This window comes from Bradyrhizobium diversitatis (assembly GCF_016031635.1).
GTDB classification, from domain to species: domain Bacteria; phylum Pseudomonadota; class Alphaproteobacteria; order Rhizobiales; family Xanthobacteraceae; genus Bradyrhizobium; species Bradyrhizobium diversitatis.
In genome coordinates this window covers 70168-91393 of record NZ_JACEGD010000014.1, presented here as the reverse complement: position 1 = coordinate 91393, position 21226 = coordinate 70168, and the positions used below count along the sequence as shown (strand labels likewise).

The 21226-nt window shown below is 64.8% G+C and carries 15 protein-coding genes and 2 tRNA genes; 8 read left to right on the top strand and 9 right to left on the bottom strand.

Annotated elements, in window-relative coordinates; translation table 11 throughout:
* The first annotated feature begins 4 nt into the window (after positions 1-4).
* The 4 genes from ihpA to H1B27_RS16935 are packed head-to-tail and all read left to right on the top strand — an operon-like array spanning position 5 to position 6444.
* Positions 5-1279 (top strand): divalent metal ion exporter subunit IhpA, encoded by a 1275-nt coding sequence (gene ihpA, locus H1B27_RS16950; RefSeq protein WP_197966817.1) that lies wholly within the window; start codon positions 5-7, stop codon positions 1277-1279.
* Positions 1276-2250, top strand: a complete 975-nt coding sequence (gene ihpB, locus H1B27_RS16945; RefSeq protein ID WP_197966816.1) for a divalent metal ion exporter adaptor subunit IhpB — start codon at positions 1276-1278, stop codon at positions 2248-2250. The genes ihpA and ihpB overlap by 4 nt, the downstream gene beginning before the upstream one ends.
* On the top strand, positions 2243-5461 hold the full coding sequence (locus tag H1B27_RS16940; RefSeq protein WP_061877827.1) for an efflux RND transporter permease subunit: 3219 nt from the start codon (positions 2243-2245) through the stop codon (positions 5459-5461). The genes ihpB and H1B27_RS16940 overlap by 8 nt, the downstream gene beginning before the upstream one ends.
* Positions 5462-5463: 2 nt before the next feature.
* The gene (locus H1B27_RS16935; protein WP_197966815.1) at positions 5464-6444 is read left to right on the top strand and encodes a cation diffusion facilitator family transporter; all 981 of its coding nucleotides are present in this window, start codon (positions 5464-5466) and stop codon (positions 6442-6444) included.
* A 220-nt stretch (positions 6445-6664) separates the two neighbouring features.
* Here the strand turns inward: H1B27_RS16935 and H1B27_RS16930 are convergent, their stop codons facing one another.
* Complete coding sequence (locus H1B27_RS16930) at positions 6665-7525, bottom strand: class I SAM-dependent methyltransferase (RefSeq protein ID WP_061877825.1); 861 nt, start codon at positions 7523-7525, stop codon at positions 6665-6667.
* Between the two features lie 252 nt (positions 7526-7777).
* Here H1B27_RS16930 and H1B27_RS16925 point away from each other — a divergent pair, with 252 nt between their 5' ends.
* Positions 7778-8137, top strand: coding sequence for a hypothetical protein (locus H1B27_RS16925; protein ID WP_061877824.1), 360 nt, complete (start codon positions 7778-7780; stop codon positions 8135-8137).
* A 205-nt stretch (positions 8138-8342) separates the two neighbouring features.
* Here H1B27_RS16925 and H1B27_RS16920 read toward each other — a convergent pair.
* The 7 genes from H1B27_RS16920 to H1B27_RS16890 all read right to left on the bottom strand — a co-directional run bounded on the left by H1B27_RS16920 (position 8343) and on the right by H1B27_RS16890 (position 15938).
* A tRNA-Val gene (locus H1B27_RS16920) sits at positions 8343-8419 on the bottom strand.
* 47 nt (positions 8420-8466) lie between these two features.
* Positions 8467-8871: a GFA family protein gene (locus tag H1B27_RS16915; protein ID WP_061877823.1), complete on the bottom strand. Its 405-nt coding sequence runs from the start codon at positions 8869-8871 to the stop codon at positions 8467-8469.
* A gap of 69 nt (positions 8872-8940) precedes the next feature.
* Complete coding sequence (gene lon, locus H1B27_RS16910; protein WP_028181341.1) at positions 8941-11364, bottom strand: endopeptidase La; 2424 nt, start codon at positions 11362-11364, stop codon at positions 8941-8943.
* A gap of 320 nt (positions 11365-11684) precedes the next feature.
* Positions 11685-12956, bottom strand: coding sequence for an ATP-dependent Clp protease ATP-binding subunit ClpX (clpX, locus tag H1B27_RS16905; RefSeq protein WP_008547851.1), 1272 nt, complete (start codon positions 12954-12956; stop codon positions 11685-11687).
* Between the two features lie 445 nt (positions 12957-13401).
* Entirely contained in the window at positions 13402-14037 is a 636-nt protein-coding gene (locus H1B27_RS16900) for an ATP-dependent Clp protease proteolytic subunit (protein WP_061877822.1), read from the bottom strand.
* 282 nt (positions 14038-14319) lie between these two features.
* Positions 14320-15681 carry a trigger factor gene (tig, locus tag H1B27_RS16895; protein WP_061877821.1) on the bottom strand — a complete coding sequence of 454 codons (1362 nt, stop codon included), beginning with the start codon at positions 15679-15681 and terminating at the stop codon, positions 14320-14322.
* Between the two features lie 172 nt (positions 15682-15853).
* A tRNA-Leu gene (locus H1B27_RS16890) sits at positions 15854-15938 on the bottom strand.
* 154 nt (positions 15939-16092) lie between these two features.
* Here H1B27_RS16890 and H1B27_RS16885 point away from each other — a divergent pair.
* The gene (locus H1B27_RS16885) at positions 16093-17394 is read left to right on the top strand and encodes a multicopper oxidase family protein (protein ID WP_197966814.1); all 1302 of its coding nucleotides are present in this window, start codon (positions 16093-16095) and stop codon (positions 17392-17394) included.
* A 4-nt stretch (positions 17395-17398) separates the two neighbouring features.
* Here the strand turns inward: H1B27_RS16885 and H1B27_RS16880 are convergent, their stop codons facing one another.
* Positions 17399-18898, bottom strand: a complete 1500-nt coding sequence (locus H1B27_RS16880; protein ID WP_061877819.1) for a bifunctional ADP-dependent NAD(P)H-hydrate dehydratase/NAD(P)H-hydrate epimerase — start codon at positions 18896-18898, stop codon at positions 17399-17401.
* 380 nt (positions 18899-19278) lie between these two features.
* On the opposite strand from H1B27_RS16880, the gene H1B27_RS16875 reads away from it, so the two are divergent.
* Complete coding sequence (locus H1B27_RS16875; RefSeq protein ID WP_007603495.1) at positions 19279-19617, top strand: P-II family nitrogen regulator; 339 nt, start codon at positions 19279-19281, stop codon at positions 19615-19617.
* A gap of 152 nt (positions 19618-19769) precedes the next feature.
* Entirely contained in the window at positions 19770-21179 is a 1410-nt protein-coding gene (gene glnA, locus H1B27_RS16870) for a type I glutamate--ammonia ligase (protein WP_197966813.1), read from the top strand.
* Positions 21180-21226 lie beyond the last annotated feature (47 nt).

Here is a 21226-nt window from a genome sequence, read left to right as displayed (position 1 = left end):
CTTGATGTTTTTCAGAGGAATGGCCGCGCGCCTGGCGTGCGCGGCGGCGTGTCTGATTGCCGGACTCGCGATTGCGCCGTCTCACGCCCAGACTTTGACGATGCGGAGCGCGTTGTCGCGCGCGCTGGCCACAAGCCCGCGGCTGACGGCGGCCGAGCGCGACGTCGGCATCGCCACGGGCCAGCGCATCCAGGCGGGCGCCCTCTTCAACCCGGAACTGTCCTACGAACAGGACGATTCCTTCGGCTCCGGCAAATATCGTGGGACGCGATCGGCCGAGACCACGCTGCAGATCAGCCAGGCCTTCGAGTTGTTCGGCAAGCGCGATGCGCGGATTGCCGCAGGCGTCGCCGGCGTCGAAGTGGCCGCGATCCAGCGCAAGGCCGTCAGGCTGGAGCTGCTGTCGGAGACCGCGATCGCCTTCCTCAGCGTGCTCGGCGCGCAGCGGCGCATTCAGATCCTCGACGAGCAGGTTGCCGCCATCGACCGCCTGACGCCGCTGCTGCGCCGGCGCGTCGAGGCCGGCGCCTCCTCGCCCGCCGAGACCGGCCGTGCCGAGGTCGCCTCCGCTCTGGTGAAAGCCGACCGCGAGCGCCTCAAGGCGATGCTGGCCAGCACCCGGCGCGAGCTTGCGGTGCTGATGGGCGATCCAGCCGCGAAATTCGGCGAAGTGTCCGGCCGGCTCGACACCACGGGACGCCCGCCTTCGTTTCAGGCGGTGGTTGCCGCCATCGATGCCAATCCGCAACTGGTGCGCTGGACCGCCGTTTACGCGCTGCGCAATGCCGAGCTGCTGCTGGCGCGGCTCAAACCCTATCCCGACGTGCGGATCGCCGCCGGCTGGCGCCACTTCAACGAAACGGGCGACGATGCGGCGCGCCTGACCGTCTCCGTGCCGATCCCCGTGTTCGACCAGAACCAGGGCAACATCCTCTCGGCGCAGGAAAGCCTCGCCAAGACCAGGGCCGAGCGCGAGGCCAACCGCAACACGCTGATCGTGATTGCCGGCCGCGCCTATGACTCGGTCCAGGGGTCGCTGCGCGAGCTCGCCGTGCTGCGTGAGACCGCGATCCCCAAGGCCGTCGAGGCGTCCGAGGCGATCTCGCAAGGCTACGGCCAGGGCCGCTTCACCCTGCTCGAGGTACTCGACGCCCAGGCCAGCGTCACCCAGGCGCGGCTGCGCGAGCAGGAGGCGCTGCAGAATTTCCACGCCGGCGTTGCGATCATCGAGGGCCTCGTCGGCAATCCCTTCACGCTGGCGCGGGAGAGCGCACGATGAGGACGTCCTCTGCCATCGTCGTTGCCATCGTTGCCGCCGCGCTCGGTGCTTACGGCTATTCCCTGCTCGCCCCGGCCAAGCTCGCACACACCGAGCATGCCGAGCATGCCGAAAAGAAGCCGAACGACCATGTCGAGCAGGACGAGCACGGCGCCGACCGCATCCGCATCTCCGACGTCAAGCTCGCGGCTGCGGGCGTCACGCTGGCCGAAGCCGCGGGCGCCACGCTGACCGACACGCTCGCCTTCAACGGCATCCTGCGCGCCAACCAGGAAGCCGTGGTGCAGGTGACGCCGCGCTTTCCGGGCGTCGTCAAATCCATCCTGAAGCGCATCGGCGACAAGGTCGCCAGGGACGATCTGCTCGCGGCGATCGAGAGCAACCAGAGTCTCACCGTCTACGAGCTCAAGGCGCCGATCGCCGGCACCGTCATCGAGCGGCAGATCTCGCTCGGCGAATACGCCTCCGAGCAGAAGCCGGCCTTCGTCGTCGCCGACCTCTCCACCATCTGGGTCGATCTGTCGATCTATCGGCAGGACTTGAGGCGCGTCCGCATCAACGACGAGGTGCTGATCGATCCCGACGACGGCCGCGGCGAGATCAAGGGCACGATCTCCTACATGGCGCCGATCGGCAGCAGCGAGACCCAGACCGCGCTGGCGCGCGTGGTGCTGGCAAATCCGGACGGACGCCTGCGTCCCGGTCTGTTCGTCACTGCGCGGCTGATCCTCGCCGCCCGCAACGTCGCGGTCGCCGTGCGCCGTAGCGCGATCCAGACGCTGGAGAACAGGACCATCGTGTTCGTGCGCGAGGACGGCGACAAGATCGAGGCGCGCCCGGTCGAAACAGGGGATTCCGATCCGAGGTTCGTCGAGATCAAGGCTGGGCTCGCGGCCGGCGAGCACTATGTCGCGGAGAACAGCTTCGTCGTGAAGGCGGAGATGGGCAAGGGCGAGGCCGAGCATGATTGAGCGTCTCATCGCCGCCTCGCTGCATCAGCGCTGGCTGGTCCTCCTGCTCGCGCTCGGCGCCGTCGCCTTCGGCGCCTGGAATTTCCAGCGCCTGCCGATCGACGCCGTTCCCGACATCACCAACGTCCAGGTCCAGATCAACACCCGCGCGCCCGGCTACTCGCCGCTCGAGACGGAGCAGCGCATCACCTTCCCGGTCGAGACCGCCATGAGCGGGCTGCCGAAGCTCGACTATACCCGCTCGCTGTCGCGCTACGGCCTCAGCCAGGTGACGATCGTCTTCAAGGACGGCACCGACATCTATTTCGCCCGCCAGCTCGTGGGCGAACGCATCCAGCAGGTGAAGGACCAGCTCCCGGCCGGCGTCGAGGTCGCGATGGGCCCGGTCTCGACCGGGCTCGGTGAAATCTTCATGTACACCGTCGAGGCCAAGGTGGGCGCAAAGACCCAGGGCGGACACGACTATTCGCTGACCGATTTGCGCACTGTGCAGGACTGGATCATCCGGCCGCAGCTCCGCAACGTGCCGGGCGTGGTCGAGGTCAACACCATCGGCGGCTTCGAGCGGCAATTCCACGTGCTGCCGGACCCCGGCAAGCTGATGGCCTACCGGCTCGGCTTTCGCGACGTCATGACGGCGCTGGCCGCCAATAACGCCAATGTCGGTGCCGGCTATATCGAGCGCAATGGCGAGCAATATCTGGTGCGCTCGCCGGGGCAGGTCGGCAACATCGCCGAAATCCAGGACATCGTGATCGGCTCGCGCGGCGGCAATCCCGTCAGGATCAGGGACGTCGCGACCGTCATCGAAGGCCGCGATCTGCGCACGGGCGCGGCGACGCGAGACGGCGAGGAAACCGTGCTCGGCACCGCCATGCTGCTGATCGGCGAGAACAGCCGCAGCGTCGCCCGCCGGGTCGCAGCCCGCATCGAGGACATCGCCAAATCGCTGCCCGAAGGCGTCGTGACGCGGACTGTCTACGATCGCACCGATCTGGTCGAGGCCACCATCCGCACGGTCAGGAACAATCTGCTGGAAGGCGCGGCGCTGGTGGTGGCCGTGCTGTTCCTGATCCTCGGAAACATCCGCGCCGCACTGGTCACCGCCTGTGTCATTCCGCTCTCGATGGCGATGACGATCACCGGCATGGTCGAGACCAAGGTCAGCGCGAACCTGATGAGCCTGGGTGCGATCGACTTCGGCATCATCGTCGACGGCGCCGTCATCATCGTCGAGAATTGCCTGCGCATGCTGGCCGAGGCCCAGCGCGAGAAGGGTCGCCTGCTCACGCTCCCGGAGCGGCTGCGGGCGATCCAGCGCGGGTCGAGCGAGGTCATCAAGCCGAGCCTGTTCGGAACACTGATCATCGCCGTGGTCTACCTGCCCGTGCTGACGCTGACCGGCGTCGAAGGCAAGATGTTCACGCCGATGGCGCTGACCGTGCTGATGGCGCTGGGCGCCGCCGTGCTGTTCTCCATCACCTTCGTGCCGGCGGCCGTTGCAATCTTCGTCACCGGCAAGGTGTCCGAGCACGAAAACCTGTTCATGCGGGTCGCCAAGCGCGCTTATCTCCCCCTGCTCCGTTTTGCCATCGACAATCGCGCCGCGGTCGCCATCATGGCCGTGGTCATCGTGGTTGCGAGCGGCATCGCCGCCGCGCGCATGGGTGGCGAGTTCATCCCGAGCCTCGACGAAGGCGACGTCGCGCTGGCCTCGATCCGGATTCCCGGCACCAGCCTCACCCAGTCGCTGGACCTGCAGAAGGCCTTGGAGAAGCGCATCAAGCAGATCCCGGAGGTGAAGGAGTTCTTCACCCGCATCGGCACCGCGGAGATCGCGACCGACCCGATGTCGCCGGCGCAAACCGACGGCTACATCATGCTCAAGCCGCGCGCCGAATGGCCCGACCCGGACAAGCCGAAAGCCGACGTGATCGAGGCGATCGATCATGCTGCTGACGAGATTCCGGGTAGCGCCTACGAGATCTCCCAGCCGATCCAGTTCCGTGTCAACGAGCTGATTTCCGGCGTGCGCAGCGATGTCGGCATCAAGGTCTTCGGTGATGACCTCGACATCCTCCAAGGCGCCGCAAGACAGGTGGAGGCCGCGATCCGGGGAATCCGCGGCGCCAGCGACGTCAAGATCGAGCAGGTCGCTGGCCTGCCGATCCTCACCGTGCGGCTCGACCGCCAGGCACTCGCCCGCTACGGCCTCAGCGTCGCCGAGGTGCAGGGCATCGTCGAGATCGCGGTCGGCGGCAAGTCGGCCGGCAAGCTGTTCGAGGGCGACCGCCGCTTCGACATCGTCGTGCGCCTGCCCGAGCATCTGCGCGGCAATCTCGAGGCGATCCGAGCGATCCCGATCCCATTGCCGCCCGGTGAGGAGGCCACGGCCAACACGCCGCTCCGAACAGCGTTGTCCGCCTCTTCCCTCACCCAGATGCGCTATGTGCCGCTGTCGTCGGTCGCAACCGTCGATGCGACGCCCGGGCCCAACCAGATCAGCCGCGAAAACGGCAAACGGCGCATCGTCGTCACCGCCAATGTCCGCGCGCGCGACCTCGGCTCCTTCGTGGCCGAGGCCGAGGCGGCCGTGGCCGAGAAGGTCAAGCTGCCGCCGGGCTACTTCATCGGCTGGGGCGGACAGTTCGAGCAGCTGGTCTCCGCGACCAAGCGGCTCACCATCGTCGTGCCGGTGGCGTTGCTGCTAGTGTTTCTGCTGCTTTTCATGGGCATGGGATCGGCGGCGGATGCGGCGCTGGTGTTTTCAGGGGTGCCGCTGGCGCTGACCGGCGGCGTCGCGGCGCTGCTGCTGCGCGACATTCCCTTGTCCATCAGCGCCGGCGTCGGCTTCATCGCGCTGTCGGGCGTCGCCGTGCTCAACGGGCTCGTGATCATCGCCTTCATCGAGCGTCTGCGCAGCGAGGGACGATCCGTTGCGGAGGCCGTTCGCGAAGGCGCACTGACGCGGCTGCGGCCGGTGCTGATGACGGCCCTCGTCGCCTCCCTCGGCTTCGTGCCGATGGCGCTCGCCACCGGTGCCGGCGCCGAGGTGCAGCGGCCACTCGCGACCGTGGTGATCGGCGGCATCATCTCCTCCACCATGCTCACCCTCTTGGTGCTGCCCGCGCTCTATGTGTTGTTCCGTCGTGACGTAGCGCGGGAAGCGCCTACAATGGGGCCCGACATGGCAGCTTCCGGGGAGCGCTAGAGGTGGGAAGCCACGACCATCACGGCCATCACCACCATGACCATGCCGGCCACGCCCAAGATCATGATCATGAACATGGCCTTGGCCTTGGCCATGCGCATGTCCACGCGCCCGCCAGCTTCGGCAAGGCGTTCGCGATCGGCATTTCGCTCAACATCGCGCTGGTCGTGGCCGAGGCGGTCTACGGCTATCTCGGCAACTCCACTGCCCTGCTCGCGGACGCCGGTCACAATCTGTCCGACGTGCTCGGCCTGGTCGTGGCCTGGGGCGCCTCGATCGCAGCGCGCCGCGCCCCGAGCGGCCGCTTCACCTACGGCCTGCGCGCCTCCACCATCCTCGCGGCCCTTGCGAACGCGGTGTTCCTGCTGGTCGCGACCGGCGCGATCGGCTGGGAGGCCATCCTGCGCCTGCAGCAGCCGGAGCCCGTCGCAGGCGTTACGGTGATGGTGGTCGCCGGCATCGGCATCCTCATCAACGGGTTTACCGCCATGCTGTTCGCAAGCGGACGCAAGGACGACATCAACATCGAAGGCGCCTACCTGCACATGGCGGCCGACGCCGCGGTCTCGCTCGGCGTCGTGGTCTCGGCGGCGCTGATCATCTGGACGGGCTGGCTCTGGCTCGATCCCATCACCAGCCTCGTCATCTGCGCGGTAATCCTCTGGAGCACGACGAGCCTCTTGCGCGGCTCGATCGACATGTCGATGGCGGCCGCGCCCAAAGGCACCGACCTCGCCGCGATCAGGGCCTTCCTGCTGGCGCGACCCGGCGTGTCAGGGATCCACGACCTCCACGTCTGGCCGATCTCGACCACCGAGACGGCATTGACCTGTCACCTCGTGATACCCGCTGGCACCGACGACGCATTCCTGATGCAGACGGCGCAACTGCTCAAGACATCCTTCCGCATCGGCCACACCACACTCCAGGTGGAAACGCATCCAGACAATGGCTGCGCGCTCGCGCCGGATGACGTGGTGTGAGGGGCACACAACGGCACGCCTGAATCTCCGCTGTCGTCCCGGACAAGCGCGCCTAAAGCGCGCGCTGATCCGGAACCCAACCACAGGGAATGGTTTGGCGAAGACTCGGAGTTACCAGCTTCGCGCCAAAGTTCTCCCTGTGGTATGGTTCCGCGCGTTCGCGGGGACGACACCGAGGGTGTGGCAACGACGTGTGCCACAATGCCCCTTAGTCGTGAACTTACGCCGCCTTCGCCGTCACGATCCAGATCGCGCCTTGCAACTCGACGGTCTGTCCCTTGAGGAACGGCGCGAGCGTTTCGCGGATCGAAGCCTTGGCGGCCTCGCAGGTCTCCGGCGGATGGCCCTGCAGGGCGCGGCTGGCTGGGCCGATCTGAAGCGAACCATCGACCGCAGCATCGAGGCCGCCGCCGATCGCGATGTCCATCGCCAGATTGTGCGGCTCCATCGCCACGTCCACGAAGCCTGCGCCTTTCAGGATGCGCATCACGCGCTCCTCCGAGGCGAAGGCGAACGGGCCCGGCTCTTCCGGCCCGACCGGCGGCATTTTCGGCACATGCTTGTAGACCGCCATCAGCGGCGCCATCATCCAGGGATTTTCCTTCGGCTCGCGCCAGCAGACGAAGGCGAGCCGCCCGGATGGCTTCAGCGCGCGGCGAAGATTGGTGAAGGACGCGGTGGGGTCGGCGAAGAACATCACGCCGAAGCGCGAGGCCAGCAGATCGAAGCTCGCCGGCTCGAACGGATAGACGGTCGCATCCGCCAGCACGAAATCGAGCGGCAGGCCCTTTGGCGCGAACGCGCGCGCCTGCGACAGCATCGGCTCGGACACGTCGAGGCCGAGCGCAAGGCCATCGGGAGCCACCGCCTTCGCGAACGCAAAGGTCGTCGCGCCGGAGCCGCAGCCGACGTCGATCACGCGCTCGCCCGGCTTCGGCCTGGCACGGTTGATCAGGAGATCGGCAATGGGCCCGAGCAGCTTCTCCTGCACCCCGTGGCGATCGGCCCAGCGCTGCCCGCTCGGGCCGTTCCAATAGGCGATCTGGTCGGCGTTGAGTTCGTGTCCGCTCGGCTGTTCCATCAGGTCTTTGATCCCTAGCATTGTCGATCCGCCGCTCCCGCAATTGCGGGGGTTCACCCTGCGTCGGGTCCCTGGCCGGATCGTAACGCAGTTTTCTGCAAGGACCACAGCCGCTGCTGCGAGAATTGGCTGCGGTTCCGGCGGGAGATGCTCGCATTGTGGCCGCATAGCTTTCACCGAACGGCCGCATCGGAAGCAGACGACAACCAGATTTCGTGGCTAGCGTTTTCAGGTTGCTCACCTTGGAAAGGCATGACCATGCGCAGCTTCATGGCACCCCTCATTATCGCAACCCTCTCCTTCGGGCCGCCGACTTTCGTGCAGGCGCAGGGAACATCGTCGCAACCGGGAGCAGAATCGCCGCCCGCTCAGAGCACCGTCATCCGACAGATCCAGGTTGTCGACATTAAGGACTTGCAGCCAGCGGTGCGCTCGAAGGTCGATGAGATCGTCGCACAGACAAGCGATGACGATATTCAATCGCTCCGGAAGACGATTGACGCTACTCCCCAGGCAGCATCCGCGCTCAAGGCGAAGGGTCTGACCTCGTCGCAGGTCGTTGCGATCAACATTGCCGAAGGCGTGCTGACACTATTCACCAAGACGGCCTGATACGTCCATCAGGAATGACGACGCGCCACTGTGGGGCAGGTGACCGCTCCACGGTGACTGTCGGCATGCCCGGCCGAGGGTTTGCAGGGTGATGTGCCCTTCGAACGAACCAGCCAGCCCCGACCGAATGGAGGCTTTGCGATGATGCCATGCACCAATTGGTCTCCCAGGCATGGCAGCCTGCTTGGCCCCGCAAAGCGAAAAGTGGTGGGCGGTCACGGATTCGAACCGCGGACCCTCTCGGTGTAAACGAGATGCTCTAACCAGCTGAGCTAACCGCCCCTCGCCGCCTGTTTATCCCTACCCGCCCTTGATGAGCAAGCCCGACCTCAATCCCCCGGCCTTCCCGGCAGCAGCGGCACGGCGTCGATCCACACCGCCGCCGATTGGCACCAGATCTGCCGAACCGGCCGCAATTGGTCGCGCTCGCGGATGCTGCCCCAGCGGACGCCCCAATCGTCGGCCTGGTCGCCCTCGCCGCTGGTGAACAGCGGGGAACCGCAGTCGGCGCAGAAGTGCTGGAAGCGCATCCGGCCGTTGTCGCCGCGCTTGCCGTAGATCTTTGGCGTGCCGGCGGTCAGGCGGACATCGGCCGCGGAACAGATCGCGGTGACCCGGAACGGCGAGCCCGTCAGCGTCTGACAGTCCCGGCAATGGCAGACCGAGACGGCCTCGGGGTCGATCTCGGCTTCAAAGGTGATCTGCCCGCAATGGCATTGCCCGTCGATGTGCATTGCCTCCTCCCCTTCCCCCAAACAAAAAACGGCGCCCGAAGGCGCCGTTTTATCATCTTTCGCCTGATCTCAGTGAGCGGTCAGGCCGCCGGCGGCCTCGTCGCCATCAGGCTTCACCGTGACCTTGGTGTCCTCTTCCCAGACGATCGGCACCGGCTTCCTCACCAGCGCCTTGGCGATGACATCGTCGAGGCGCGAGACCGGGATGATCTCCATTCCGCCCTTGATCGCATCGGAAATCTCCGTGAGATCCTTGGCGTTGTCCTCGGGGATCAGCACCGTCTTGATGCCGCCGCGGGCCGCCGCCAGCAGCTTCTCCTTCAGGCCGCCGATCGGCAGCACGCGGCCGCGCAGCGTGATCTCGCCGGTCATCGCGACATCGTGGCGGACCGGGATGCCGGTCATGACCGAGATGATCGCGGTGGCCATCGCGACACCCGCGGACGGGCCGTCCTTCGGCGTCGCGCCCTCCGGCACGTGCACGTGGATGTCGCGCCGGTCGAACAGCGGCGGCTCGACGCCGTAGTTGATCGCGCGCGAGCGGACGTAGGACGCCGCGGCCGAGATCGACTCTTTCATCACGTCACGCAGATTGCCGGTGACCGTCATCTTGCCCTTGCCGGGCATCATGACGCCTTCGATCGTCAGCAGCTCGCCGCCGACATCGGTCCAGGCAAGGCCGGTGACGATGCCGACCTGCGGCTCGCTCTCGATCTCGCCGAAGCGGTACTTCGGCACGCCGAGCAGCTCTTCCAGAGTCTTCTCGGTGACCTTGACCGACTTCTTCTTGGAGATCATCAGCTCCTTCACCGCCTTGCGGGCGAGTGTCGAGAGCTCACGCTCCAGATTACGCACGCCCGCTTCGCGGGTGTAGCGGCGGATCAGAAGCAGCAGCGCGTCGTCGTCGATCGAGAACTCCTTGGAGTCCAGGCCGTGCTTGGACACCGCGTTCGGGATCAGGTGCTTGCGCGCGATCTCGACCTTCTCGTTCTCGGTGTAGCCCGCGATCCGGATGATCTCCATGCGGTCCATCAGCGGGCCGGGAATATTCAGCGTATTCGCGGTCGTGATGAACATCACGTTGGACAGATCGTAGTCGACCTCGAGATAGTGGTCGTTGAACGTCGCATTCTGCTCGGGGTCGAGGACCTCGAGCAAGGCCGAGGACGGATCGCCGCGGAAATCGGCGCCCATTTTGTCGATCTCGTCCAGCAGGAACAGCGGATTGGACGACTTCGCCTTGCGCATCGACTGGATGATCTTGCCGGGCATCGAGCCGATATAGGTGCGGCGGTGACCGCGGATCTCGGCCTCGTCGCGCACGCCGCCGAGCGAGACGCGCACGAATTCGCGCCCCGTCGCCTTCGCGATCGACTTGCCGAGCGAGGTCTTGCCGACGCCGGGAGGTCCGACGAGGCACAGGATCGGGCCCGTCAGCTTGTTGGCGCGCGACTGCACCGCGAGATACTCGACGATGCGTTCCTTGACCTTCTCGAGCCCATAGTGATCCGAATCCAGGATGGCCTGCGCAGCCTCCAGATCCTTCTTCACCTTGGACTTCTTGTTCCACGGAATCGACAGCAGCCAATCCAGATAGTTGCGCACGACGGTCGCTTCTGCGGACATCGGCGACATCTGGCGCAGCTTCTTCAATTCATGCTGCGCCCGCTCGCGCGCTTCCTTGGAGAGCTTGGTCTTGGAGATCTTCTCTTCGAGATCGGCGAGCTCGTCGCGACCATCGTCGTCGCCGAGTTCCTTCTGGATCGCCTTCATCTGCTCGTTGAGATAATACTCGCGCTGGGTCTTCTCCATTTGTCGTTTGACACGAGAACGAATCCGCTTCTCAACCTGCAGCACCGAGATCTCGCTCTCCATCAGGCCCAGCACCTTCTCCAGGCGCGTGGTGACGGACAGCGTCTCCAGGATACCCTGGCGGTCGGCGATCTTGACTGCGAGATGCGAGGCAACGGTGTCGGCGAGCTTGGCGAAGTCGGTGATCGCCTGCACGACGCCGACGACCTCGGCCGAGATCTTCTTGTTGAGCTTCACATAGCTCTCGAAATCGGACACGACCGAGCGCGCCAGCGCTTCCGCCTCGACCGACTTCGCATCGGTGTCGGCGAGCGCGACCGCGGTCGCCTCGTAATAGTCGGCGCGATCGGTGTACTTCGCCACACGCGCACGCTCGAGCCCTTCGACCAGCACCTTCACGGTGCCGTCCGGAAGCTTCAAGAGCTGGAGCACGCTGGCAAGCGTCCCGGTCTCGTAGATGGCATCGGGCGCCGGATCATCGTCGGACGCGTTCTTCTGCGTCGCGAGCATGATCAGCGCATCGTTCTTCATCACCTCTTCGAGCGCGCGGATCGACTTCTCGCGGCCGACGAAGAGCGGCACGATCATGTGCGGGAAGACGACGATGTCGCGCAACGGCAGCACGGGATAAGCGTGCGTTTCGCCATGGACGATGGTTGGCCGGGGTTTGGGATTGGTCATGGCCTTTTCCTTTTGCTTTGCCCCCTTGCACGCAGCCCGCTGATCATGCGCAACCGCCACAAGGTGCCGAGGTGATCCGCAGAACCGATCGGTCCTCTACGAGTTGGACCGGCTCGCCGGATGGACTGAGGCGAATCTTGAAGAGAATTTTCGCTCGCCGCCGACATTAGGTGGCTATCGACCCGGGGGGTGTCAAGTCATTGAAAAACGCGCGCCATCAGGCGCTTACGCACGCAAACACGCGACGCAACACCGGCTGCGGAGATACAGTTCCGCAGCCCATCTTGAGAAGAGGATTGGAGCGCTCCAGCGCCGCCAGATCAGGCGCTGGCGTTCTCGACGGCGCGATCGGATCGATCGGCATAGATGTAGAGCGGACGCGCCGTTCCTTCCACCACTTCGCGGGAAATCACGACTTCTTCCACACCTTCCAGGCCCGGCAGGTCGAACATGGTCTCGAGCAGGATCGCCTCGAGGATCGAGCGCAACCCACGCGCGCCGGTCTTGCGCTCGATCGCCTTGCGGGCGACCGCACCAAGCGCCTCGTCGGCGAAGGTCAGCTCGATGTTCTCCATCTCGAACAGCCGCTGGTATTGTTTCACCAGCGCGTTCTTCGGCTCGGTCAGGATCTTCTTCAGCGAGGTCTCGTCGAGGTCCTCGAGCGTCGCCACGACCGGCAGACGGCCGACGAACTCGGGGATGAGGCCGTACTTCAGGAGATCCTCAGGCTCGACGTGACGGAAGATCTCGCCGGTACGGCGGTCCTCCGGGGCGAGCACCTGGGCGCCGAAGCCGATCGAAGTCGACCGCCCGCGCGCCGAGATGATCTTCTCGAGGCCGGCGAAAGCGCCGCCGCAGATGAAGAGGATGTTGGTGGTATCCACTTGCAGGAACTCCTGCTGCGGATGCTTGCGGCCGCCCTGCGGCGGGACCGAAGCCACCGTGCCTTCCATGATCTTGAGCAGCGCCTGCTGCACGCCCTCACCCGACACATCGCGCGTGATCGAGGGATTGTCGGACTTGCGGCTGATCTTGTCGATTTCGTCGATATAGACGATGCCGCGCTGGGCGCGCTCGACATTGTAGTCGGCGGCCTGGAGCAGCTTCAGGATGATATTCTCGACGTCCTCGCCGACATAGCCGGCTTCGGTCAATGTCGTCGCATCCGCCATCGTGAACGGCACGTCCAGGATCCGGGCGAGCGTCTGCGCGAGCAGCGTCTTGCCCGAGCCGGTCGGACCGATCAGCAGGATGTTCGACTTCGCGAGCTCGACGTCGTTGTGCTTGGTCTGATGGTTGAGGCGCTTGTAGTGGTTGTGCACCGCGACCGACAGGACCTTCTTCGCATGGCTCTGGCCGATCACGTAATCGTCCAGCACCTTGCAGATTTCCTTCGGCGTCGGAATCCCGTCGCGCGACTTGACCAGCGAGGATTTATTCTCCTCGCGGATGATGTCCATGCAGAGCTCGACGCACTCGTCGCAGATGAAGACCGTGGGACCCGCGATCAGTTTGCGGACTTCGTGCTGGCTCTTGCCGCAGAACGAGCAATATAGCGTGTTCTTGGAGTCGCTCGTGCCGACCTTACTCATTCCTGTCTCCGTCCGCGGTTCGATCCCGTTCCGCTCGATCGCTCCATTCCGACACGATGGCCGGCATGAAGCTTAAGTAGAGCAAATTCCGTACCAAAAAAGACCCTACGCATTACATCCCGTGCGAATCACGGTCACTCGATTCTCCCGCGATCATAGCCGATCAGTCGTAGCCAACCATGCTGTCACCCGACTATCAAGAATTCGCTAATCGGACGCCGCCGGCTACCCGTGACAATACCGTGATTTCCGGTCTTGGCACGGACGAAGTGATCGAAATCACCCCGGCGTTGCTGGATTGCCACGAAAAGAGCACGAAAGCGGAACTTTCTGCGTGTCGCAGCGCGCAAAACCGCGTTTTGCGACGCGTGCACCCGCACCTAGCGTGGGGGCACCCCGACGGGTCCACGGCGATCTGAGGGACCGCCGTGACGAGCCCGTAGTGCTACGGAGCCTTCGCCTGCGCCGGCTCCTCGGCGCGCTTGTCGATGACCTTGTCGACCAGGCCGAACTCCTTGGCGTCGTTCGCGGTCAGGAACTTGTCGCGTTCCAGCGCATCCTCGATCGACTTGTAGGTCTGGCCGGTGTGCTTCACGTAGATTTCGTTGAGCCGCTTCTTCAGGTTCAGGATTTCCTGGGCGTGCAGCATGATGTCGGTGGCCTGGCCCTGAAAGCCGCCGGAGGGCTGGTGCACCATGATGCGTGCATTCGGCAGCGAAAAGCGCATGTCCTTCTCGCCGGCGCAGAGCAGCAGCGAGCCCATCGAAGCCGCCTGCCCGGTGCACAGCGTCGAGACCGGCGGGCGGATGAACTGCATGGTGTCGTAGATCGCAAGGCCCGACGTCACCACGCCGCCCGGCGAATTGATGTACATCGAGATTTCCTTCTTCGGATTTTCCGCCTCGAGGAACAGGAGCTGCGCGACGATCAGCGTCGACATGCCGTCCTCGACCGGACCGGTCACGAAGATGATGCGCTCCTTCAGGAGGCGCGAGAAGATGTCGTAGGCGCGCTCGCCACGGTTGGTCTGCTCGACCACCATGGGCACGAGGTTCATGTAGGTTTCAACCGGATCGCGCATGAGTCACCTAGTGTTTCGGAGACGGACATCGCCGGGCAGGCTTGCCAAAGTTTGGCTAGATTTGCCGGGAGGCGAATGGACGTCCTGTGATGCAGGAACTTGGTAAGAAGTAGAAGGCGTACCGACAGATATAGCCCATTTCGCTTCTGACAAGTACGCAGCGCATTAAGGCTTAATCCGTAGGGGCAGTTGAAGCTGATTCGCACAAAGAGGCCCAGCCGGCCACCTGGCTAGCTGGGCCTCTTTGTTGATCATCATTAATAGATGGCTGCCTCAAACCCCTCAGGCTGCGGTCTTTTCCGCGTCGTCGTCCTTGTAGAGGTCCTCGCGCGAGACCTTCTTCTCGGTCACGTTGGCGAGTTCGAGGATGAAGTCGACGACCTTGTCCTCGTAGATCGGTGCGCGAAGCTGGGCCAGCGCCTGGGCGTTGTTGCGGTAATAGTCCCAGACCTCCTTCTCGCGGCCGGGCATCGAGCGCGCGCGCTCGATCACGGCGCGGCCGACCTCGTCGTCGGTCACGGTGATCTTGTTCTTCTCGCCGATCTCCGAGAGCACGAGGCCGAGCCGCACGCGGCGGTCGGCGATCTTGCGGTACTCTTCCTTCGCCTTGTCCTCGGTGGTGTCCTCGTCGGCAAAGGTCTTGCCTGCGGAATCCATCTCGGCCTTGACCGAGTTCCACATCAGATTGAACTCCTCGTCGATCAGCGAGGGCGGCGCCTCGAAGCGATGCGCCTCGTCGAGGCGGTCGAGCAGCGCGCGCTTGACGCGCTGGCGCGTCGCGGTCGCGAACTCGGCGGAAAGGCGCTCGCGTGCGGCTTCCTTGAGCTTGTCCAGCGATTCCAGGCCGAGCGACTTGGCGAACTCGTCGTCGATCGCAAGGTCCTGCGGCGCCTCGATCAGGGTCGCGGTGGTCTCGAACTCGGCCGGCTGGCCGGCGAGTTTGTCGTTCATGTAGTTCTTCGGGAACGACACCTTCAGCGTACGCATCTCACCCGCGCCGATGTCGATGAGTTGCTCCTCGAAGCCCGGAATGAAGGTGTTGGAGCCGATCAGGACCTGGATGCCCTCGCCGGTCCCGCCTTCGAAGACTTCGCCGTTGATGCGGCCCGTGAAGTTGATGGTGACGCGGTCGCCCGAGGCAGCCTTGGCACCCTCGCCCTTGTCGGCAAAGGTGCGGTTGGTATCGGCGATGCGCTTGATCGCTTCGTCGACGTCGGTGTCGGTGACGTCGGCGACGGGCTTCTCGACCTGGAAGGTCTTGAAGTCGGCGAGCGCGATCGCCGGCACGACTTCGATCGCGACCGTGTAGGTCAGATCGGTCTTGCCGCTCAGCAGCTCCTCGACATCCTTCTGCTCCGTCGGCATGGTGATCTTCGGCTCGGTCGCGAGACGGAAGCCGCGTTCGGAGAACAGCTGCGTGTTGGTGTCGCGAATGGTCTGGTCGATGGTTTCGGCCATCACGGAGCGGCCATAGACCTTCTTCAGGTGCGCGACCGGCACCTTGCCCGGACGGAAGCCGTTGATGCGGACCTTGTCCTTGAGGTCGACGAGCTTGGCGCCGGCCTTGGCATCGAGATCAGACGCGGGAACGCTGATCTTGAACTCGTGCTTCAAGCCTTCCGAGAGGGTTTCTGTGACCTGCATGGCGTCCAATCTTCTTCTCGTTCGGTCCCGGCACGTCGCGCGTCGGGACGCTGTCATTAATCGATCCGGCGCGAGGCAAACGCCTCACCACCGGTGTTCATCGGACCGGCTCCAGACGGACGATCATCCGCGAGGAGCAGGTCTCGTAATCCGTGCAAACGCGATAAGCGCTTGGTGCGGGCGGAGGGACTCGAACCCCCACAACTTTCGTCACTGGAACCTAAATCCAGCGCGTCTACCAGTTCCGCCACGCCCGCGTAAATTTGCATCAAGACCGGCCGCGATGCCGCGGGCGGCCGGGCTTATAGCATGTGCCTGACTGTTCGCAGCAAAAAAATGGCTGGTTGGAGGCATGCTTCAAGTAGGCACGATGGCTGGACTTATCCAGCGCGTCATGATCCGGATCGCCCCATGAAACCGCGGAATCTCGACCCGACCCGACGTGAGGTTTTGACCGGTCTCGGGGCCTCGGCGGCCGGGTTGATGTCCGGCGGCGCAGGGCCGCTCGTGACCGCCCAGCTTGCGCTTCAGGCAAGGCCGGCAACGCTGGCTTCGAAGGCGGGGCAACCAGCTACAGCAATCTGGGAGCTGGCCGCCGTAAGCCATCTCGGGACCGTCCGCCTCAAGCGCGGCGACCGCTGCGAAGTGGTGTTTCGCAACGACCTGCCTGTGCCACTTGCGCCGGTCTGGTACGGCCTCAATGGCGCGACTGCCCCAGACCCGCTGCGAGGGCGCGCGCCCGCCGCGCCGGACACGACCGAAACATCAATTATTTCAATGCCAAACGCGGGAACCCTGCTGGCGGACTTCCGCCTCTTCGAGGGCAGCCTGAAGCAGCCTGCGCGCCCGCTCCCGATCATCGTGGCCGAGACCGGCCGGGTTGCCGCCGACCGTGACGAGGTCCTGTTGATCGAGGAATGGCGTCTGCGGCCGGATGGCACCGCGGTCCCGCCGGGCCAGGACCCCAAGGACGCGACACCGCTCTACACGGTCAATGGCAGAACTTCATTCGAACTCTCAGCCGCGGCCAAAGAGCGGCTGCGGCTACGCTTCATCAATGGCTCCCAACGTACTGTTCTGGCGATCAAATTGGGAAGCCACGAGGTCCGCGTGATGGCCCTGGACGGCCAGCCGGCCGAGCCGTTCCCCGCCCGCAATGGCGCCCTGGTGCTGGCCCCGGGGGCGCGAGCCGACGCATTTGTGGATGCGGCGACATCGGCCCCATTCCTGCTCCATGACGGCAAGGAGGCGCGCCAGGTCGGAAGCCTCGCCATCTCCGGGAAGCTAGAGCGCGCGCCGCTGCTGCCGCCGCAGCCGCTCCCTTCGAACGACCTTCCCGAGAAGCTCGATCTGAGAGGCGCCCTGCGGTTCGATGTCGCGCTTGGCGCAGCCGACGCCGCCTGGACGCGGCCCGCGAACTTCTCCACCGCCTCCGCCCCCGTCTTCCGCGCCAAGCCCGGCCGCACCGTCGTGCTGACGCTGAAGAACTCCGGTCCGATCGCCACCATCTTCAATCTGCACGGCCACCATTTCCGCCTGCTCGACACGCTCGACGATGGCTGGAAGCCCTATTGGCTCGACACGCTCGCGATCGAGCCCGGCCAGACCCAGCGCATCGCATTCGCGGCAATCTCACCCGGACGCTGGCTGATCGAATCCGTCGCAACCGACTGGGCCGCACCACGTCTGGTGCGCTGGTATGGGGTGGAGTGAACGTTCAGTATTCGATGCCGAGCGCATCATAGACCCGCCGGTGCACGGCCGGCAGCGTCTCGGTCAGGTCCTCCGCGATCAGGCCCGGCCCGGCTTCGCTCGCCGCCTCGCCGTGCATCCAGACGCCGATGCTGGCGGCTTCGAACGCCGGGACGCCTTGCGCCAGGAGCCCTGCGATGATGCCGGAGAGCACGTCGCCGGCGCCTGCGGTGGCGAGCCAGGGCGGCGCGTTGGCGGCGATGGTGGCGCGACCGTCGGGGGCGGCGATGGTGGTGTCCGGGCCTTTCAGGAGCACGACGGCGCCGGAGCGCTCGGCGGCAGCGCGGACGCGCTCGAGCTTGGAGCGGCCCGGATGCTTGTTACTGAGGTCGGAGAACAGGCGCGGAAACTCGCCCTCGTGCGGGGTCAGCACCACCGCACTGTCCTGCGAGGACTTGATTGATTCGAACAGGCGCTCGGGGGTCGCGGCGAAGCTCGTCAGCGCATCCGCATCGAGCACCAGATGCCGCTGCGCGTTGAGAGCGGTGTGAACGAGGTCGCAGGTGCGCTCACCGATGCCCGCGCCGGGACCGATGATGCAGGTATTGTAGCGCTTGTCGCCGAGCAGCTCGCCGAACTCGATGGCGGTGTCGACGGGGCGAACCATCACCGCAGTCAGCGCGCCCGCATTGATCGCGAGCGCGTCGCGCGGGCTCGCCAGCGTCACGAGGCCCGCGCCGGCCCGCAGCGCTCCGCGCGCGGCAAGCCGGGCAGCGCCTGTCGCTGCCGCATCGCCGGACACCGCCAGCACGTGACCCCGCGCGTATTTGTGGCCATCGATGCGCGGCACCGGAAAGGCGGCGCCCCAGAGGTCCGGATCGTTCTCGAAGGTCTGCGGCGCGATCTCGTCCAGCACCTGCGCATCGATGCCGATGTCGGCGACGCGCACGCGGCCGCAATGCATGCGCCCGGGCAGAAGCAGATGCGCCGGCTTCTTGCGGAAGAAGGTGACGGTCTCGGTGGCGTTCACCGCCGCCCCCATCACGGCCGCGCTGGTGCCGTTGATGCCGCTCGGCAGGTCGACCGCGAGCACCGGGGCACCGTTGGCGTTGATCGCCTCGATCATTTCGCGGGCCTCGCCGTCGACGGGACGGCTGAGACCGGCACCGAACAGCGCATCGACGATCAGCGCAGGCTTTCCGATTGCCTGGGGGTTGAACGGAAGCACCGGATGCTTCCAGCCGCGCGCCGCGGAGGCCGCATCGCCCTGGAGCTGGTCGCGCTCGCACATCGGGATCACCGAGACCTCCCGCCCCTGGGCGGCGAGCTCGGCGGCCGCGACAAAGCCGTCGCCGCCATTGTTGCCCGGGCCGGCCACGATCAGGATCGGCCCCTCCTCCGCCAGCGCATGGGCGGCCTTGGCGACCGCCTGGCCCGCGCTCAGCATCAGCTTGAAACCGGGCGTACCGGCCGCAATGGCAAGCTGGTCGGCGCGCTGCATTTCGGCGTTGGTCAGAACTTCCATGCCACTTCCTAGTACAATCGCCTCTTCAACAGGCACCTTCCGTGCCGATCCGACGACGAAAACATTGATTTGCACATATATTGCACCATTTGCCTATTTCGTAGTCTTCGGTATTTTGTGCAGATCGGCGCCACCACCCAGGATGCTCGTTAAAAGGCTGATAACGCTCCAATAACCAGGGCATTTGCAACTTGGCATAGACCCTGCTTTCGAGGAAGCCGCTTCGGTTCGTCGTGCTCACTGGCATCTTACAGAGTGTGGCCGACCGTTGTTGCCGGACTGGTCAGGGATCCCGGCATAGAGAGGACAAGATCGTGCGTTGAGAAATGCGCATCCTGACGAAGACGTTGCTATTTGATCGAGAGGCCGGGAGTCGCGCAGTGAAGAAAATCGAAGCCATCATCAAGCCATTCAAGCTCGACGAGGTGAAGGAAGCGCTTCAGGAAGTTGGTCTTCAAGGCATCACCGTCACCGAAGCCAAGGGCTTCGGCCGGCAGAAGGGTCACGCCGAACTTTACCGCGGCGCAGAATACATCGTCGACTTCCTGCCGAAGGTAAAAATCGAGATCGTGATCGGCGACGATCTGGTCGAGCGCGCCATCGACGCGATCCGCCGCGCCGCGCAGACCGGCCGCATCGGCGACGGCAAGATCTTCGTCTCCAACATCGAAGAGGCGATCCGCATCAGGACCGGCGAATCCGGGCTGGACGCTATCTGAGCCGGGTGCTATCCCGCGTTTTGCGACACTCCGACAAGAAATAAGGCTGCTTCGGCGGCCTGATTTCGTTTGTGCGGTCGCGCAAAACTCGCCCAAAGCGAGAACGAGTTTGCTCATCTGGAAACCGATCCGCAGAGCCAAAAGGGGTATGCATGAAGACCGCCAAAGACGTCCTGAAATCGATCAAGGACAACGACGTCAAGTACGTCGACCTGCGCTTCACCGATCCGCGCGGCAAGTGGCAGCACGTCACGTTCGACGTCAGCATGATCGATGAAGACATCTTCGCCGAAGGGACGATGTTCGACGGGTCCTCGATCGCCGGCTGGAAGGCGATCAACGAGTCCGACATGTGCCTGATGCCCGATCCGGTGACCGCGACGATCGATCCGTTCTTCGCCGAGACCACCATGGTCATCACCTGCGACGTGCTCGAGCCGACCACCGGCGAGCCCTACAACCGCGACCCCCGCGGCATCGCCAAGAAGGCCGAGGCGATGGTGAAGTCGATGGGCGTGGGCGACGCCGTGTTCGTCGGCCCCGAGGCCGAGTTCTTCGTGTTCGACGACGTGCGCTTCTCGTCCACCCCCTACAACACCGGCTTCCGCCTCGACTCCTCGGAGCTGCCGACCAATTCCGACACCGAATATGAGGGCGGCAATCTCGGCCACCGCGTCCGCACCAAGGGCGGCTATTTCCCGGTGCCGCCGCAGGACTCCGTGCAGGACATGCGCTCGGAGATGCTCGGGGCCATGGCCAAGATGGGCGTCAAGGTCGAGAAGCATCACCACGAGGTCGCTTCCGCCCAGCACGAGCTCGGCATGAAGTTCGACACGCTGACGCTGATGGCCGACCACCTCCAGATCTACAAGTACTGCATCCACCAGGTCGCGCACATCTACGGAAAGACCGCCACCTTCATGCCGAAGCCGGTCTATGGCGACAACGGCTCGGGCATGCATGTGCACCAGTCGATCTGGAAAGACGGCAAGCCGGTGTTCGCCGGCAACAAATATGCCGACCTGTCGGAGACCTGCCTCCACTACATCGGCGGCATCATCAAGCACGCCAAGGCGATCAACGCCTTCACCAACCCCTCGACCAACTCCTACAAGCGTCTGGTCCCGGGCTATGAGGCCCCCGTGCTGCTCGCCTATTCCGCGCGCAACCGCTCGGCCTCCTGCCGCATCCCCTACACCGCTTCGCCGAAGGCCAAGCGCGTCGAGGTGCGCTTCCCCGATCCGCTCGCCAACCCCTATCTCGGCTTCGCCGCGATGTTGATGGCCGGCCTCGACGGCATCAAGAACAAGATGGATCCGGGTCCGGCGATGGACAAGGACCTCTACGACCTGCCGAAGGAAGAGCTGAAGCAGATCCCGACGGTATGCGGCAGCTTGCGCGAGGCGCTCGAAAACCTCGACAAGGACCGCGCCTTCCTCAAGGCCGGTGGCGTGTTCGACGACGACTTCATCGACGCATATATCGAGCTGAAGATGACCGAGGTCGAGCGCTTCGAGATGACGCCTCACCCGATCGAGTTCGACATGTACTATTCGGGCTGATCGGCTCGAACGCTTTTCGACAGGCAAGAGGCGCTCCGAAAGGGGCG